Annotated in this window: 14 protein-coding genes; 9 read left to right on the plus strand and 5 right to left on the minus strand. The window is 33.5% G+C overall.

Annotation, left to right across the window (positions count from 1 at the left end; genetic code table 11):
* Positions 1-212: 212 nt before the first annotated feature.
* The 7 genes from gyrB to LY08_RS13280 all read left to right on the plus strand — a co-directional run bounded on the left by gyrB (position 213) and on the right by LY08_RS13280 (position 9,510).
* Entirely contained in the window at positions 213-2,162 is a 1,950-nt protein-coding gene (gene gyrB / locus LY08_RS13250; RefSeq protein ID WP_111660911.1) for a DNA topoisomerase (ATP-hydrolyzing) subunit B, read from the plus strand.
* 90 nt (positions 2,163-2,252) lie between these two features.
* The gene (locus LY08_RS13255) at positions 2,253-3,266 is read left to right on the plus strand and encodes a DUF6588 family protein (protein ID WP_111660912.1); all 1,014 of its coding nucleotides are present in this window, start codon (positions 2,253-2,255) and stop codon (positions 3,264-3,266) included.
* A gap of 96 nt (positions 3,267-3,362) precedes the next feature.
* On the plus strand, positions 3,363-4,289 hold the full coding sequence (gene mdh / locus LY08_RS13260) for a malate dehydrogenase (RefSeq protein ID WP_111660913.1): 927 nt from the start codon (positions 3,363-3,365) through the stop codon (positions 4,287-4,289).
* Positions 4,290-4,382: 93 nt separating this feature from the next.
* Positions 4,383-5,033, plus strand: a complete 651-nt coding sequence (locus LY08_RS13265; RefSeq protein ID WP_111660914.1) for a DUF4412 domain-containing protein — start codon at positions 4,383-4,385, stop codon at positions 5,031-5,033.
* Between the two features lie 120 nt (positions 5,034-5,153).
* Positions 5,154-5,738 carry a hypothetical protein gene (locus LY08_RS13270; RefSeq protein WP_111660915.1) on the plus strand — a complete coding sequence of 195 codons (585 nt, stop codon included), beginning with the start codon at positions 5,154-5,156 and terminating at the stop codon, positions 5,736-5,738.
* A gap of 157 nt (positions 5,739-5,895) precedes the next feature.
* Positions 5,896-8,907, plus strand: coding sequence for a protein translocase subunit SecDF (secDF, locus tag LY08_RS13275; RefSeq protein WP_111660916.1), 3,012 nt, complete (start codon positions 5,896-5,898; stop codon positions 8,905-8,907).
* Positions 8,908-9,273: 366 nt separating this feature from the next.
* Positions 9,274-9,510: a hypothetical protein gene (locus LY08_RS13280; RefSeq protein ID WP_111660917.1), complete on the plus strand. Its 237-nt coding sequence runs from the start codon at positions 9,274-9,276 to the stop codon at positions 9,508-9,510.
* A 46-nt stretch (positions 9,511-9,556) separates the two neighbouring features.
* On the opposite strand, the gene LY08_RS13285 is transcribed toward LY08_RS13280, so the two are convergent.
* The 5 genes from LY08_RS13285 to folE all read right to left on the minus strand — a co-directional run bounded on the left by LY08_RS13285 (position 9,557) and on the right by folE (position 13,539).
* Positions 9,557-10,060 carry a DUF192 domain-containing protein gene (locus tag LY08_RS13285; RefSeq protein WP_111660918.1) on the minus strand — a complete coding sequence of 168 codons (504 nt, stop codon included), beginning with the start codon at positions 10,058-10,060 and terminating at the stop codon, positions 9,557-9,559.
* Positions 10,061-10,990, minus strand: a complete 930-nt coding sequence (gene lgt / locus LY08_RS13290; RefSeq protein WP_111660919.1) for a prolipoprotein diacylglyceryl transferase — start codon at positions 10,988-10,990, stop codon at positions 10,061-10,063.
* Between the two features lie 56 nt (positions 10,991-11,046).
* Positions 11,047-11,268 (minus strand): membrane protein insertion efficiency factor YidD, encoded by a 222-nt coding sequence (gene yidD, locus LY08_RS13295; RefSeq protein WP_111660920.1) that lies wholly within the window; start codon positions 11,266-11,268, stop codon positions 11,047-11,049.
* Positions 11,269-11,367: 99 nt separating this feature from the next.
* A complete protein-coding gene (cysS, locus tag LY08_RS13300; RefSeq protein WP_111660921.1) occupies positions 11,368-12,852 on the minus strand; it encodes a cysteine--tRNA ligase in 1,485 nt (494 codons plus the stop codon).
* A 9-nt stretch (positions 12,853-12,861) separates the two neighbouring features.
* Positions 12,862-13,539: a GTP cyclohydrolase I FolE gene (folE, locus tag LY08_RS13305; protein WP_111660922.1), complete on the minus strand. Its 678-nt coding sequence runs from the start codon at positions 13,537-13,539 to the stop codon at positions 12,862-12,864.
* A 196-nt stretch (positions 13,540-13,735) separates the two neighbouring features.
* Here folE and LY08_RS13310 point away from each other — a divergent pair, with 196 nt between their 5' ends.
* Positions 13,736-14,209, plus strand: a complete 474-nt coding sequence (locus tag LY08_RS13310; RefSeq protein WP_111660923.1) for a hypothetical protein — start codon at positions 13,736-13,738, stop codon at positions 14,207-14,209.
* A gap of 43 nt (positions 14,210-14,252) precedes the next feature.
* The coding region (locus LY08_RS13315; protein WP_146603230.1) for a PKD domain-containing protein at positions 14,253-18,061 on the plus strand (3,809 nt) is incomplete at its 3' end.

Here is an 18,061-nt window from a genome sequence, read left to right on the forward strand (position 1 = left end):
AAAAATTTAAAAATCGATTTTAAGATGCTTTTTAGGCGATTTAAGAGCGTTTTAGGTTTTTAACAAATGTTAATAATTTTTTACTTGAAGGATTATTTTAGCTTGAATAACCCTTAATATTTCGTATATTTGTTTGTATTCAAAAGGATGCTTTCAGGCATCTTTTTTTATGACATGAAGAATTAAAAAATTAGAATATAAACACTACAAACATGAGTGAAAAAAAAGAAGAGTTTAATAAGCACAATTATTCGGCTGATAGCATCCAAGCGTTAGAAGGAATGGAGCACGTACGAATGCGTCCTTCCATGTATATTGGAGACGTTGGAGTACGTGGTTTACACCATTTAGTATATGAGGTTGTAGATAACTCTATTGACGAAGCATTAGCTGGTCATTGTAATAATATTACAGTAACTATTAATGAAGATAATTCTATTACCACAGAAGATGATGGTCGTGGTATACCTGTAGATATTCATAAAAAGGAAGGGATCTCTGCATTAGAAGTTGTAATGACTAAAATTGGTGCAGGAGGTAAATTTGATAAAGATTCTTATAAGGTTTCTGGTGGTTTACACGGAGTAGGTGTAAGTTGTGTTAATGCATTATCAGAACACTTAAGAGCAACCGTTTACAGAGACGGAAAAATCTGGGAACAAGAGTATGAAAGAGGTAAATCTCTTTACCCTGTTAAAGCAATTGGAGAAACAGATAAAAGAGGTACAACAGTAACCTTTAAACCAGATCCAACCATATTTACTCAAACACTTGAGTATAGCTATGATACGCTAGCTAGTAGAATGCGTGAATTAGCCTATTTAAATAAAGGTATTACAGTACATTTAGTAGATAAAAGACATAAAAAAGACGATGGATCTTTTGAAGGTGAAACGTTTCATTCTGAAGAAGGACTTAAAGAGTTTATCAAGTTTTTAGATGGTAACAGAGAACCTTTAATGAATGATGTAATCTCTTTTGAAGGTGAAAAAAATGGCGTGCCAGTAGAAGTAGCAATGGTTTACAATACTAGTTATGCAGAAAACTTACACTCGTATGTAAATAACATTAACACGCATGAAGGAGGAACACACCTTTCTGGATTTAGACGTGGTTTAACACATACGCTTAAAAAGTATGCTGACGAGTCTGGAATGCTTGACAAATTAAAGTTTGATATTGCAGGAGACGATTTCCGTGAAGGTTTAACAGCAATTGTATCTGTAAAAGTACAAGAGCCACAATTTGAAGGTCAAACAAAAACCAAATTAGGTAACCGTGAGGTCTCTGCAGCAGTAAGTCAGTCTGTGTCAGAGATGTTAACTAATTATTTAGAAGAACATCCAGACGATGCCAAAACTATTGTACAAAAGGTAATCTTAGCAGCTCAAGCACGTCACGCAGCTCAAAAAGCGCGTGAAATGGTACAGCGTAAAACAGTAATGAGTATTGGTGGTTTGCCAGGAAAATTATCTGATTGTTCAGAGCAAGACCCTTCTAAATGTGAAGTGTACTTAGTCGAGGGTGATTCGGCAGGTGGAACTGCAAAACAAGGTCGTGATAGAGCATTTCAAGCTATTTTACCATTACGTGGTAAAATTTTAAACGTTGAAAAGGCTATGACACATAAAGTGTTTGAAAATGAAGAAATTAAAAACATTTTTACCGCTTTAGGTGTTACTATTGGTACAGAAGAAGATAGCAAAGCACTTAACCTTTCAAAATTAAGATACCATAAAATTGTAATTATGTGTGATGCCGATATTGATGGATCGCATATTGAAACTTTGATTCTGACATTCTTCTTTAGATATATGAAAGAATTAATAGAAAATGGTCACATTTATATTGCAACACCTCCTTTATATTTAGTGAAGAAAGGAAATAAAAAGCAATATGCTTGGAATGATGAAGAGCGTCAAGCTATTATGGAAGAGTTTGGTGAATCTGCCAAAATCCAACGATATAAAGGTCTTGGAGAGATGAATGCCGAACAACTTTGGGATACAACTATGAATCCAGAGTTTAGAACATTGCGTCAAATCCATATAGACAATGGTGTAGAAGCTGATCGTGTATTCTCTATGTTAATGGGTGACGAAGTACCACCAAGACGTGAGTTTATCGAGAAAAATGCTATTTATGCAAATATTGATGCCTAAACAATTTTAGGAAAAAATTAAAAAAAACACTCTTAAATAAAACTTTTAAGAGTGTTTTTCGTTAGTATAAAAAAATAAAACCCAAATAGAATGAAAAAATGTATTTTAATAAGTTTAGGACTTATTTTTAACCTTACTTTAATCGCACAAGAAAACTTAAACGAATTACTTGCAGCAGGTATAAATGATGCTAAAAGATTTTCTACTGATTATTTACTACCAGCAACAGATGGACTAGCTTACGGTGTAAGTACTGGATGGTTTAATAATGCAAAAGCACCAAAAAAGCATGGTGTAGAATTATCAATAATTGGTAATGCAACGTTTATTAAAGACGAAAGCAAATCGTTTGTATTAAACGTTTCAGATTATGAAAATATTAGATTCCCTGATAATTCACCTTCAAAAACAGTTGCAACTGCTTTAGGACACAACGATCCAGATATTACTGTAATTGTAACCTATGAAGATCCTATTTTTGGAAACCAGGAAGTCGAATTAACTCTACCAACCGGAATTGGAGCAGCAAATGTTAATTTAATTCCTACTGCTTTTTTACAAGGAAGTTTTTCGATATTAGAAGGGACTCAATTAAAAGCTAGATTTTTCCCAAAAGTAGATACCAATGATGCTAAAATTGGATTATACGGTGTTGGATTACAACAAGAATTTACAGCTTGGTTGCCAGAGGATAGTAAGTTTCCGTTATCCATTTCTGGATTAGTGGCTTACACGCATTTAGATGCAAATTATGATTTTACAGATACTCAAGTTGTAGATGGCGAAAATCAACAAGTTCAAACTAAACTAAATAGCTTATTATTTCAGGTTATAGCTGGAACTAATTTTAAAAACTTCAATTTGTATGGCTCTTTAGGCTATTTAAGTGCTAATACAACTACAGATTTATTAGGAACTTACAGAGTGTCTAATGGTGTGTTGTTTTCAGAAGAAATAGTAGATCCTTTCTCAATAGAATCAGAAACTAAAGGGGTTACAGCTACATTTGGAGGTAATTTAAAATTAGGATTTTTCGGAATAAACGCGTCTTATACTTTTGCAGAATTTGATGCTGCATCTATAGGAATAAATTTCATGTTCTAGATTTATAGTTTTCTTAATAAAAAGTAATTTTAAAATGTTAATTTTGTAAAATTAATCACACACAAATCATTAACATTTAAAATATTACATAAAATTATGAAAGTAACAGTAGTTGGAGCAGGAGCAGTAGGAGCAAGTTGTGCAGAGTATATTGCAATAAAAGACTTTGCATCAGAAGTCGTTTTATTAGACATTAAAGAAGGTTTTGCAGAAGGTAAAGCAATGGATTTAATGCAAACCGCTTCTTTAAACGGTTTTGATACCAAAATAACTGGTGTAACTAACGATTATTCAAAAACAGCAAATAGTGACATATGTGTTATTACCTCTGGTATTCCGCGTAAGCCAGGAATGACTCGTGAAGAGTTAATTGGTATTAATGCAGGAATTGTAAAGTCAGTATCTTCTAGTTTAATCCAACACTCTCCAAATACTATTATTATTGTAGTAAGTAACCCTATGGATACCATGACGTATTTAGTGCATAAAACTACTAGTTTGCCTAAAAACAGAATTATCGGAATGGGTGGTGCTTTAGACTCTGCACGTTTTAAATACAGATTAGCAGAAGCTTTAGGTGCACCAATTAGTGATGTAGACGGAATGGTTATCGGAGGACACTCAGACAAAGGGATGGTGCCATTAACTGCGCACGCTACTAGAAACAGTGTAAAAGTATCAGAATTTTTATCTGAAGACCGTTTAAATCAAGTTAAAGAAGATACTAAAGTTGGAGGTGCAACATTAACTAAATTATTAGGGACATCTGCTTGGTATGCACCAGGAGCTGCAGTAAGCGGATTAGTACAAGCAATTGCTTGTGACCAGAAAAAAATGTTTCCTTGCTCTGTGTTATTAGAAGGAGAATACGGTTTAAACGATTTATGTATTGGTGTACCAGTAATATTAGGTCGTAACGGTATTGAGAAAATAGTTGAAATAGATTTAAGTGAAGCGGAAAAAGCACATATGAAAGAAAGTGCAGAAGGTGTTTCTAAAACTAATGGATTATTAGAATTATAATCTGATAATGAGTTGTAAAATTTGTTATGGCAAGGTATTTGTCTTTAATAAATCAACACAACAACAAGTAATTAACGTAACAAATTTTACAACATGAAAAAATTAGTATTTTTATTATTAGCAACTTTTAGTTTGTCTGTAGTTGCTCAAGACCAATTAACAGAAGGTGTTATCACTTCAAAAATGACTATGTCAAGTAGTGATGAGCAAGCTAAAGCACAATTTGAAATGATTGGTGATATTCCAATTACCACTTATTTTAAAGATGATAAAACTAGATCTGAAACTAATAATCCTATGTCTGGAGAGTCTGTTTCTATTATAGATACTGAAGCAAAAAAAATGCTAACATTAATGAACAATCCAATGTTAGGCAAAAAATACTTAATCACAGATATTGAGGACTCACCAGATAATTCAGAGGTTACTATAACTAAAGGTGATGAGACTAAAACCATTTTAGGCTATGAGTGTCAAGAGTATAACGTAGAAATGACTCAAGAAGGCGTAACTATGACCATGGATTTTTATACAACAGAAGATATTGTTGCAGCTAACCAACAAACGGTAGAGTTTGGTGAAGAGTTTAAGGGATTTCCTTTATTAATGACCATGAATGTTAGTCAAGGTGGTATGGACATGACCATAACTTACGAAGTAACAGAAGTAAAAAAAGAAGCTGTTGCAGACGAAAAATTTAGCATGACACCTCCAGAAGGATATGAGAAATTAGAGGGTATGTAATAAGTAACTACCTTAAAATTATAAAAAAGAGCAACTATTTTAGTTGCTCTTTTTAGTTTAATCCAATTTTGCTAGCTACAAGTGTTAGTAATAAACACTATATTTTTCTATATTTGAAGCATGAAGTTAAAATGGTACTTTGGTGCATTACTTACTGCACTTGCATTTTTTGTTGTTAGCCAACAACAAATCACTGTACCTAATCAAGAAATTGTATTACTTAGTTCTGGTAGTCAAGTCACTACTTCTCAAACAGAGCAAGCTATTACAGCTATTAAAACTCAGCTTAAAAGATTAGGTATTGAAAATACCCAAGTCCTTGAGGATAACGGAGTTTTAAAAATCACTTATTACAGTGATATTGATGTCGAAAGCGTAAAACGCATAGTTTTAGAAGGAGAGTTAAGTTATGTAACAGATAAATCTTCTGATGTTCCTCAAAAAGACAATTATAAATTTGAGGTGTTTGAAATTAATACACCTACAGAATCTGGTATTGGATTTGATGGTAAGTATAGTGTTGAGGTTAAACAAGAATATACTAGAAGTTCTCAAATTACAGTTAGTTATTCAGCTATAGCTGAAAACATACATCAATTACATCAACTTATACAAGTTGCCCAAAAAGCAAATACTTCAATCTCAATTAGTATTGATAAAGGCACTTTTAATATTCCAGAAGTTAGAGCAGGACCTACTGCTTAACAGATTTTATTTTAAAATCACACCTACGTAAAAACCTTCAATACAATTAATAATTGAAGCACAAAATCATTCATTTTATAATTTAAAAATAATTGTCAAATACTCGTGTAAACTATATATTAGTGCGATAAAAAATTGACATTAAATAATCAAAACCATGCAAAATAAAGGATTAGTAAAATTATTTGCAGTGTTGTTTGGATTGGTAAGTATTTACCAATTATCATTCACGTTTAAAAATAACGCGATTGAGAGCAATGCTATGCAATTGGCAGAAAGTAAAATTGAAGCCTCAGCAGAAGACCGTTCTGCTAAAGTAAACGAGTTTGCAACAAACTATTTAGATTCATTAGCCACTTCAAAAGAAACCGTGTTTTTAGGAAACACTTATGGAGAAGTGAAGCAAAACTCAATGAAGTTAGGTCTTGACCTTAAAGGAGGTTTAGAAGCTATACTTCAAATATCTGTTAAAGATATCTTACTTGGATTATCAAATCAAAGTAAAAACCCAAAATTTAGAAAAGCATTAGATGACGCGGACGAGATCCAGAAAAATAGTCAAAACACTTATTTAGAAGATTTCTTTGTGGCTTTTGATGCAATTAAAGGCGATACTAAATTAGCCTCTCCAGATATCTTTGCTAACCGTTCTATGGTTGGAGAGATTGATTTAAATATGTCTGATGACGATACTAAAGCTGTCCTAGAAGCAAAAATGGACGATTATATCGTTTCTGCTTTTGAAGTATTACGTAAGCGTGTTGATGAGTTTGGGGTAACGTCTCCAAATATCCAACGTTTAGGTAACTCTGGACGTGTATTATTAGAATTACCAGGTGTAAAAGATGTAGAGCGTGCTACAGAGTTAATTACAACAACAGCACAATTAGAATTCTGGGAAGGTTTAAAAGCAGAACAGTTTACAGCATTTTTAGCACAAGCTAATGAGGTAATAAAAGCTAAAGAAAAAGCAAGTACTGAAGGTGAAGAAGCTACTGCTGAAGAGCAAGAAATGACTGAAGCTGAAAGAGCTATTGCAGAATTAACAGGTGAAGAAAACGAAGTAGTAAGTGTTGTTAATCCATTAAGTGATCTATTAGTAACTCCTGGATATGGTGCAACCCTGGCAATGGTTAAGTTATCTGACAGAGAAAAAGTAGCAAACTACTTAGCAATGCCAGAAGTTAGAGCTTTATTACCAGGTGAGTTAAAACACACTAAGTTTTTATTTGGAAAGCCAACAGAAGATAGTGAGTTAGTAGAGTTATTTGTTTTAAAAGGAAACAGAGACAACGAGCCACCATTAAGTGGAGCAGTAGTTACAGATGCACGTCAATCTTACAACCAGGCTAACAAAGTGGTAGTAAGTATGCAGATGGATAGTAAAGGTGCTAAGATTTGGGAAAAAATGACAGGTGATGCCTTTAAAACCCAAAGCCAAATAGCAGTAGTGTTAGATGATATTGTATATTCTGCACCAACTTCTACATCTGGACCAATTGCAGGTGGAAGTACTGAGATTTCTGGAAGTTTTACGTTAAGTGAAGCAACAGATTTAGCAAACGTGTTACGTGCTGGTAAGTTACCTGCAAGTGCAGAAATTATTCAAAGTAGTGTGGTTGGACCATCTTTAGGTCAAGAAGCTATAGATAGTGGTACTATGTCTTTTGGTATTGCATTAGCATTAGTATTATTATGGATGGTGTTTTACTATGGTAAAGCAGGTTTATTTGCAGATATTGCCATGTTATTTAACATCCTATTAATTTTCGGAATCTTGTCTGGTATTGGAGCTGTATTAACACTTCCTGGTATTGCAGGTATCGTATTAACTATTGGTATGTCTGTGGATGCTAACGTACTTATCTTTGAGCGTATTAGAGAAGAACTCTCCAAAGGTAAAGACCAGAAATCTGCTATTCAAGATGGATTTAGTAATGCCTTATCTTCTATTTTAGATGCCAACATTACAACAGGTTTAACTGCATTAATCTTATTTATTTTTGGTACAGGACCAATTAAAGGATTTGCAACAACGTTATTAATTGGTATTGGTACGTCTTTATTTACAGCTATTTTTATTACTAGATTATTAGTAGATTGGTATGTTAACAGAGGTGGTAAATTAGACTTCGCGACAGGATTAACTAAAAATCTGTTCAGAAACATCAATATTGCTTTCCTTAAAAAACGTAAGGTTGCTTATATTATTTCTGGTATTGCTTTAGTAGCAAGTTTAGCATCATTAACTATTAATGGTTTAGATCAAGGAATTGATTTTGTTGGAGGACGTACTACACAAGTGCGTTTTGCAGAGCCAGTTAGCGCAGTAGAAATTGAAGGGATTTTAGCATCACCAGATGTATTTGGTAGTGCAACAGTAAAAACTGTTGGAGATGATAATAACTTAAAAATTTCTACTAAATATAAAGTTAACGAAACTGCAAACGAGGTTGACGAAGAAATAAGAACTAAAATGTATGATGCTTTACAGCCTTACCTTAAGGGAGTGTCTTTTGAAGAATTTAAAGATCTATCTAAAGAAAACAAGCAAGTAGGTATTATGGATCAATACAAAGTAAGTCCATCTATTGCAGACGATATTAAACAAGCGTCATTCTGGGCGGTTTTAGGATCGTTAGTAGTGGTATTCTTATATATCTTATTCCGTTTTAAAAGATGGCAATTCTCTTTAGGTGCAGTAGCTGCAGTATTCCATGATGTTATCATCGTATTAGGAGTATTCTCTATTACTTACAAGTTTATGCCTTTCTCTATGGAAATCGACCAAGCTTTCATCGCAGCAATCCTAACCGTAATTGGTTACTCGCTGAATGATACAGTGGTTGTATTTGATAGAATTAGAGAATTTTTTAACGAGCATACCAACTGGCCATTCAATAAAGTTATTGATAGCTCATTAAGTAGTACATTAAGTCGTACGTTAAATACGTCTTTAACAACCTTAGTGGTGTTATTAGCTATCTTTATTTTTGGTGGAGAGTCTATTAGAGGCTTCATGTTTGCCTTAATTATTGGTGTTATAGTAGGTACCTACTCATCATTATTTATTGCAACACCAATCATGTACGATTCGGTTAAAAAAGGAAATGCAGCAGACGCATTAAAAAAGAAAGAAGAAGTTATTGACGAGACAGTAGTCAAGTAATCCGTAACTACTCTCATATTAAAAAGCCTTTCTATTGATTTAGAAAGGCTTTTTTATTTTGTGTCATTGCAAGTAGAGCGAAGCAATCTTTTTAAATCAATCAATATAATTTTTTAGGGCGTTACCCACTTTTGCTTTTAGTGGCAAAAGTGCGTCAGGCTTTTCACTCCAATCTTTTTGCTCGTGCCTCACAAAAAGGATTTCTGTTACAATCCTTAACGCAGGCAAGCACTTAGTTTATTTTTTGCATCTAATCTACTCTAGTATACCATAGGTGTATTGAGTTTAGCTAAAGATAAATTAAGACAATGATAAATTAAAGATCATAGTTAGTTTTGAGTATTATTAACTTAAATAAATAAAATTATGTTTTGGGTAGTATTAGGAATTGTAATTGTTTTATGGTGGGTTATTGGAACAATGGACACTAGTCCAAATTCTAACGGTCAACCAAAGCCACAAGGAGGTAGTGGTAAAGATTGTGCATCATGTAATAGTATTAAATCTTATTACAATGGATTAAGTAGATGGAAAAAAATAAAAAAAGCTATATGGTATGGTTTAAAGGTTACAGATTGTTGGTTAAGAGGTTGTAAAATTTAATTATTTAACTAACAAAGAATTGAATAAGTAATTTCTTTGCTAGTTGCTATTTTACCAACTTATACTCAAAATAGTCCATCTTATCACCAACATCTAATAACAGTTTTTGTGCAGTTCCTGCATTAACTTCTAATACAAATTGTGCAGGTGTATTAGATGGTAAACTGCTTTCGTCCATAGGTTTTGCATTTTCTTGAAAACTTACAATACGTTTGTTATGGTCAAAAAAGATAAGGTCTAATGGGATACGTGTATTTTTCATGTAAAAAGAACGCTCTCTAACATCGTTAAATACAAACAACATACCTTGATCGTCTTTCATGCTATCACGATACATTAATCCTGTTTGGATGTCGTAATCTGTTTTAGCAATTTCTATATTAAATACTTTAATAATAGTATCTGTGGTCCCTTTAAAAAGGGTAAGTTCACCTTCTTTTTTAAAATCTACCTTAATTGGCTCTATAGCTTTCTCCTCTTTGCAAGAGGTTAAATTACAAACTAGAATAACACTTAAACAAAGTAGAGAAGATTTGATATAATGTTTCATTTAATTAACTTTTGTTTTTGGTTTAAATACAAACATAAAATACAAGCCAATTAAAACAAATGGAATACTTAACCATTGTCCTGTATTTAGTCCAAACCAGTTTATAAATTCGTCACCTTGAGGTTCTTTTACATATTCTACAAAAAATCTAACCGTCCAAAGTAGAACTAAAAAAAGTCCAAATAAAAAGCCGGTTTGATCTTTTTTTGCGGTTTTAGTATACACAAACCACAAAATTAAAAACACAAAAATATAACTAAACGACTCATACAATTGTGCAGGATGACGGTAAGGAACAGCTTCTAACAGTTGAGACATATTAGAATTTTCAGTAATAGAAGCATAAGCCTTTTTTACATCCTTAATTCCTGTTTTTTCTACAATCTCATATTTATTATAAAAGTTTTGTACAAAACGTACACCTAAGTCGCTATCTGTTACTTTTCCAATAATTTCAGAATTAATAAAGTTTCCAATTCTAATAAACACAGCACCAGAAGCTACAGGTATAACTATGCGGTCTAAAATCCACATCAACGATTTGTAATTGTATTTTTTACGATACAAATACATACCAACAATTATCCCAATTGCTGCACCATGACTGGCTAATCCTTGAAATCCTTGAAACTCAAAACCTCCTGCAAACTTAAACGGTAAAATAACACTTAATGGGTCTTGTGTGAATAATTCGGGTTGATAAAATATAACATGACCCATTCTTGCGCCTAACATGGTGGCTAAAACGGTGTAAATAAATAAAGGGTCTAAATACTCTAACTTGATGTTTTCACGTTTAAAAACACGTTTCATAATAGCATGTCCAAGGACAAATGCGACAATCCACATTAAGCTATAAAAATGAATTTTGAAATTTCCAACAATATCGATTCCAGTTAATGGATTCCAATCGAATTTAAGTAAATACATAGTTTGTTTTTTGGAGTTGTAAATATAGCATTTATGCTTTATTTATTAGAATTTATTTAGGGTACAGGATCATAACCCTTTCCTCCCCAAGGATGACAACTAAAAATACGTTTTAGGCTTAATCGACCACCTTTTAGTAATCCGTGTTTTAATAATGCTTCTTTGGTGTAATGAGAGCATGTTGGTTGGTATCTACAGGTCGCGGGAGTAAAAGGAGAAATAAGGGTTTGATAAACCTTTATTAATAATAAGAATGGTGCGATTAGTAGTTTTTTCATTTTTAAAATGAAATCAAGTTGTCAGACTGAGCGCAGTCGAAGTCTTTTTTAAACAATTACCTTAAATTATTTATTCTGCACTCAATTAGATAATTATAATTATTGAGTAGAAAAGGTTGTCCCTTCCTTACCATCGTTTAGTTGAATACCTGCTTCTGCAAGTTCATTTCTAATTTTATCAGATAATGCAAAATCTTTATTTGCTCTGGCTTCTTGGCGTAGCTTTATTAACAATTCTACTGCTCCAGTAAGTTTGTCTGTACCAGATGAGCTTATCGATTTATCGTTTTTTAGACCTAAAATATCAAAAATAAAAGCGTTGATGGATTTTTTAAAAGTGTCTAAATCCTTTTCAGAAATAGTTTCTGTTCCTTCTTTAATTTGATTGATGTATTTAACGCCTTCAAATAAATTAGCAATTAAAATAGGTGTGTTAAAGTCATCATTCATAGCATCATAGCATTTTTGTTGCCATGCTTCTATTTTTAATGATGAGGTGTCAGCAGTTTTTAAATCATCTAACTGACTTACTGCTTCCATTAATCTGTTATAGCCTTTTTCGCTAGCTAATAATCCATCGTTAGTAAAATCTAATATACTTCTGTAATGTGCTTGAAGCATAAAAAATCTTGCAACACTTGGTGTATAGGCTTTAGTAATGTGCGGATTGTTACCAGAAAAAATCTCTGTAGGTAATATAAAATTACCTGTTGATTTTGCCATTTTTTTACCATTCATAATTAGCATATTGGCATGCATCCAGTAGTTAACTGGTGTATTACCTTTTGCTGCTTGGTTTTGGGCAATTTCACACTCGTGATGAGGGAATTTTAAATCCATTCCACCACCATGAATATCAAAATGCTCACCAAGATATTTGGTGCTCATAGCTGTACACTCTAAATGCCAACCTGGGAAACCATCGCTCCAAGGTGATGGCCAACGCATAATATGTGTTGGTTCTGCTTTTTTCCAAAGTGCAAAATCTTGAGGGTTTTTCTTGTCTGATTGTCCATCAAGCTCTCTAGTATTATGGATAAGGTCTTCTAATTTACGTTTACTTAAAATCCCGTAATTATTAGTTTTATTGTATTTATGTACATCAAAATACACAGACCCATTAACCTCGTAAGCAAAACCATTGTCAATTATTGTTTTAATAAGCTCTATCTGCTCAATAATATGTCCTGTAGCAGTAGGTTCTATACTAGGTGGTAAAAAATTAAAGGTGTTTAATATATTATGAAAGTCCACGGTGTAGCGTTGTACAACTTCCATAGGTTCAATTTCTTCCAAACGTGCCTTTTTAGCAATACGGTCTTCACCTACATCTGCATCATTTTCTAAATGTCCAGCGTCTGTAATATTTCTTACATATCTTACTTTATAACCTAAATGTTTTAGATATCTAAAAATAACATCAAAAGACATAAATGTCCTTACGTTTCCTAAATGGACATTACTGTAAACGGTTGGTCCACAAACATACATACCTATATAACCTGGATTAATTGGTGTAAAATCATCTTTTTCGCCACTAAGCGAATTATAAATTTTTATGTGTTGTTGTTTGTAAAGTTCCATTAGTTATTACTAAAATTTTGTGTCTAATTTGATGTAATCTAAAAATTCGCGTTTAGTTTCTTTCTTTTTAAATTGTCCACCAAATTCTGAAGTTACTGTACTGCTTTCTACGTCTCTAATTCCTCTAGAATTGACACATAAGTGCTTGGCATCTATCACACAAGCAACGTCTTTTGTACCTAATACATCTTGTAATTCTTTTACAATTTGAATGGTTAATCGCTCTTGTACCTGTGGTCGCTTAGCAAAATAGTCTACAATGCGATTCATTTTAGATAATCCTACAACAGTTCCGTTAGAGATGTAAGCTACATGAGCTTTTCCAACTATAGGCAACAAATGATGCTCGCAGGTAGAATACACAGTAATGTTTTTCTCAACCAGCATTTCTCCATATTGATATTTGTTTTCAAAGGTTGAAGCACTAGGTTTTTTGTCAGGATGTAAACCTCCAAATATTTCGTTAACAAACATTTTAGCAACGCGTTTTGGTGTGCCTTTTAGACTGTCATCTGTTAGATCTAAGCCTAAGGTTTCCATGATGTTTGTGACATCTTTTTTAATGCTTTCAATTTTATCAGAATCTGATAGCTTAAAAGCATCTAGTCGTAATGGAGTGTCGTGATTGGTGCTAATATGATTTTCGCCAATAGCATCGTTTTCTTCTATATTATTTTCAATCTTCATTTAAATACGGTCTGTAAATAGGTGTATAAAATAGTTTGCAAAGATAAGCAATAAAAAAATTTCTTTTAGGGTAGGAAATTATTAATTACAGTTGTTATATCTATAGGAATTAAAAAAATAGGAATAAGATAGACGTATTAACACTTATTTTATTAAAATTTTCTTAATTTTCCCACTTAATTTCACTTTAAATACAATGAAACTTAGACTGTTATTTCCTCTATTATTTGGTTTTGTGATGTTTACACAACAAGGCACTGCTCAAACTAAAAAAAAGCTACAAACACAATTAGTAAAATATGACAAAAATGTTGATGCACCTCTAACAGCTAAAGAGTTAGCAATGTTAAAAGAAGTGTATCAAGATAAATTACAGAAATATGTACTAAGTAACAAACAACGTGTTAAAGACTTTAAACACTTATTAAGAAACAGAATTGTTATAACAGAAATCCCAAACATGACTGATGATAGTAAATATACATTACTATCTAAAGTTAAGTTATTTAATAACTATAACCCAAATCTAACAAGGGACGAAACGTTTAATAGCTCTACATTTAATCCGTTAAAATATAATTTAGGCTTTTTTACCAGTGGTTCAAGTATTTTTAAGATAGATAACACTAACTACTACATTATCATAAAGCCTCAAACAATAAAAAAATAAATACTGTAAACGTAATTAATTACTGTATTCTAAACATACTACAATGAAGAAGTTTTTACTAGCACTCTTATTTTTAAATACTTTTATCACCTTTTCTCAAGATGTAATAATGCAAACAACTACTGTTAGTCAGTGTGGTGGTGTGTTTTACGATTCTGGAGGAGCTTCTGATTTCTATTCAGATAATGAAAACTTTATCTTAACTATTTGTCCTGATACACCAGGTCAACAAGTGCAATTAAACTTTACTGCATTTAGTACTCAAATAGATGCAGATATTATGACTATTTATGATGGTGACGATACTACTGCTAATGCATTTGGAACGTATTCTGGTGGAGGTGCAGCAGCAAATCCTGGAATGTTTTCTGCAACACCAAATAACCCAACTGGATGTTTAACTATAGAGTTTGTATCTGATGCAGCGGGAAACACTAGTGGTTGGGCTGCAGATATTTCATGTTATGAACCTTGTCAGACTATTGTCTCTCAATTAGATACTGCATCTCCTGCTCCAAATGGAGATGGGTACATTAGAGTGTGTCCTAATGAAGAAATTATTTTAAATGGTAGTGCAACATTTTCTGTAGATGGCACAGGCGCATCTTACGAGTGGGATTTAGGAGATGGTAATTTTATTAGTGGTCAATCTGCAACATTTTCTTATCCAACACCAGGTGTTTATATTGTAAATTTAAATGTAACTGACACCAATACAGATCCAGGTCCTGACGGTTGTACCAATGATAATTTAATCAATCAAGTTATACAAGTAGGTACAGAGCCTGATTTTGCAGGTACACAAGCAGTAGATAGTGTGATTTGTTTTGGAGATTCAACAACCATTAATGGAGTAGTAACTCCTACTGAATTTTTAAATGATTGTACACCTCCTGTAAGTGGTACTACTTTTTTACCTGATGGTAATGGTGCAACATATGAAACTTCTGTAACAGTAGATTGTTATGACACTAGTCAAACACTAACTGATATTAACCAAATTGTAGCAATTTGTGTTAATATGGAGCATTCATTTTTAGGTGATTTAGATATTAATATAATTAGTCCAACAGGACAAGTAGCTGTATTAAAAGGATTTCCTGGTGGTGGTGGAATCTATTTAGGAGGTGCCAATGATGACGGATCAAATACTCCAGGTGTTGGTGCTGAGTATTGTTTTTCTACTACAGGAACTGTAACTCTTGAAAATGGCCCTACTATTACCGCAGGTTCTAATCCACCTAATAATTCAATTACTCCAGGAACATATTTACCTGAAGGCGGATTTGGACCTTTATTAGGTAGTCCTTTAAATGGAGATTGGACCATTCAAATAATTGACAACTGGACGATTGATAATGGTTATATATTTTCGTGGAGCATTGAGTTTGACCCAAATTTACAGCCACCTGAATTATCATTTACTCCTGTAACTGTTACTGAAGGTTGGGATGCAGATTCTGCTATTGTAAGCACATCAGGAAATGATATAACCGTACAACCTGCTACTGCTGGAACACATTGTTTTACTTACAGAACTACAGATGATTTTGGTTGCGAATATACAGAAGTAGTTTGTATAGACGTATTACCAGAAATTGATAATGGTTTACCAAACGATTTATTTTTATGTAATCCAGGTGCGCCACCTTATATTTTTGATTTAACTCAAAATGATGCTACTATTACTGCTCCATCTACCATACCAGGCGATTTAATAATTACTTATCATGAAACTCAAGCAGATGCAGATAACGATACAGCACCAATAGCTACACCAGCTAATTACACTTCATCAGCAGTGTTAGGAGTCCCTCAAACCATATATGTAAGAGTTGAATATTTAAATTCTGGGTGTTTTGAAACAGAAACTTTTACTTTAAATATTACAACGCAACCAACAATAAACCCTGCTCCAGATATGGAGACTTGTGATGACCCATCAAACGATGGATTTGAACCATTTGATTTGGAATCTCAAAATTTAGCTATTTTAGGGACGCAATCTCCTGCTAACTTTTTAGTTACTTATCATTTAAGCTTTGCTGATGCAGATATGGGAGTAGGAGCGTTAGTTAGTCCTTATACCAATACGGTAAATCCACAACCAATTTACGTAAGAGTTCAAGTAATAAATGATGCAGCTTGTTACGTCGCATCTCCACTACCAGTCTTTGATTTAATAGTTAATTTAAATGATGATTCATCGTTTACAATGACGCCTAATTGTTCTGGAGGAACAGTTAGTGGAGTGGTTACTCCAGGTGGTACGTTTTCTTTTAATCCAGTTCCATCCGATGGTGCTACCATTGATTCAGTAACTGGAGATGTTACTAATGGTGTCTCTGGAGCTAGTTATACTATTGAATATACAACTTCTGGAATTTGTCCAACGACTACTACTCAAGGTCTAACTGTACAAACTACAGACGACCCTTCTTTTACATTACAACCAACATGTGATGGAGGTATAGTAGACACAATAGCAACACCAGGCGGAACTTTTACATTTAACCCAGTGCCTACAGATTCTGCAGTTTTAGATTCTACAACTGGTACCATTACAAATGGTACTTCAGGTGCAACTTATACCCTAGAATATACTACCAGTGGAACTTGCCCATCTAGTAGCACACAATCTGTTACAGTTTTTGCAGCAGAAGATGCTACGTTTTCTGTAATTGAAAATTGTGATGGTGCAACTATGAATGTCATTGGAGATATGGGAGGAACATTTGTGTTTAATCCTGTGCCGACAGATGGTGCAACTATAGATGCAACAACAGGAGAAGTGACAAACGGAACTTCTGGTACTACCTATACTGTAGAATATACAACTTCAGGTCCTTGTCCAGAAAATAGTTTCCAAAACGTTACAGTTTTAAATCAAGATGATCCTTCATTTACCGTTCAAGCTAATTGTGATGGAGGTATAGTAGATTCTGTTGTCACTCCTGGCGGAACTTTTGCATTTAACCCAGCAGTAACAGATGCAGCGGTAATTGATGTCAATACAGGTACAGTAACATCTGCGACTCCAGGTGCAAGTTATACCATTGAATACACTACAGCAGGAGCTTGTATAGGAACAAGTACTCAAATTTTAGATGTACTTACTGCTGATGATTCCTCTTTTACTTATACACCAACATGTGATGGAGGTATAGTAGATACAGTAGCAACACCAGGTGGAACATTTACATTTAATACACCACCAGCAGATGCAGCAGTTTTAGACGCTTCATCTGGTTTAATAACAGGAGGAAACCCAAACTCAACTTATAGTGTAGATTACACGACTAATGGACCATGTCCAACAACGACTAATCAATCAGTAACAGTATATCCAGAACCTGTTGCTGTTGCTGCTTCACCTTTAGAAGTTTGCGACGACAATACCCCAGACGGTTTCACTGCAATAGATTTAAGCATCAAAAACAATGAGATCAGTGGAGGCAATCCAGCGTATGCAGTAACGTATTATCTAACCCAAATGGATGCAGATATGGAAGTCAATCCATTACCAATACCTTACACAAATATTAGTAATCCACAAATCATTTTTGTACGCGTAGAGGATGTTAATACAAGCTGTTACACAACCACAACCTTACAATTAGATGTCGAGCAAGCACCAGTAGCCTTTACACCAACACCATTAGAGTTTTGCGATCCAGACAGTGATGGTTTTGGCGTATTTACATTAACCGATGCGGAAGCCGAAATCACAGGAGGCGCACCAGGCTTAACAGTAACGTATCACGAAACACCAAGTGATGCCCAAAACAATGTCAATGCACTAGTTAGTCCATATAACAACATAGTGGTAGATATGCAAACCATTTATGTACG

This window comes from Olleya aquimaris (genome assembly GCF_003259525.1).
Lineage (GTDB): Bacteria > Bacteroidota > Bacteroidia > Flavobacteriales > Flavobacteriaceae > Olleya > Olleya aquimaris.

What these genes read in the sequence shown, in the direction of transcription:
- gyrB (WP_111660911.1), top strand. Translation starts at nt 213, where the DNA reads ATGAGTGAAAAAAAAGAAGAGTTTAATAAGCACAATTATTCGGCTGAT.
- LY08_RS13255 (WP_111660912.1), top strand. Translation starts at nt 2,253, where the DNA reads ATGAAAAAATGTATTTTAATAAGTTTAGGACTTATTTTTAACCTTACT.
- mdh (WP_111660913.1), top strand. Translation starts at nt 3,363, where the DNA reads ATGAAAGTAACAGTAGTTGGAGCAGGAGCAGTAGGAGCAAGTTGTGCA.
- LY08_RS13265 (WP_111660914.1), top strand. Translation starts at nt 4,383, where the DNA reads ATGAAAAAATTAGTATTTTTATTATTAGCAACTTTTAGTTTGTCTGTA.
- LY08_RS13270 (WP_111660915.1), top strand. Translation starts at nt 5,154, where the DNA reads ATGAAGTTAAAATGGTACTTTGGTGCATTACTTACTGCACTTGCATTT.
- secDF (WP_111660916.1), top strand. Translation starts at nt 5,896, where the DNA reads ATGCAAAATAAAGGATTAGTAAAATTATTTGCAGTGTTGTTTGGATTG.
- LY08_RS13280 (WP_111660917.1), top strand. Translation starts at nt 9,274, where the DNA reads ATGTTTTGGGTAGTATTAGGAATTGTAATTGTTTTATGGTGGGTTATT.
- LY08_RS13285 (WP_111660918.1), bottom strand. Translation starts at nt 10,060, where the DNA reads ATGAAACATTATATCAAATCTTCTCTACTTTGTTTAAGTGTTATTCTA.
- lgt (WP_111660919.1), bottom strand. Translation starts at nt 10,990, where the DNA reads ATGTATTTACTTAAATTCGATTGGAATCCATTAACTGGAATCGATATT.
- yidD (WP_111660920.1), bottom strand. Translation starts at nt 11,268, where the DNA reads ATGAAAAAACTACTAATCGCACCATTCTTATTATTAATAAAGGTTTAT.
- cysS (WP_111660921.1), bottom strand. Translation starts at nt 12,852, where the DNA reads ATGGAACTTTACAAACAACAACACATAAAAATTTATAATTCGCTTAGT.
- folE (WP_111660922.1), bottom strand. Translation starts at nt 13,539, where the DNA reads ATGAAGATTGAAAATAATATAGAAGAAAACGATGCTATTGGCGAAAAT.
- LY08_RS13310 (WP_111660923.1), top strand. Translation starts at nt 13,736, where the DNA reads ATGAAACTTAGACTGTTATTTCCTCTATTATTTGGTTTTGTGATGTTT.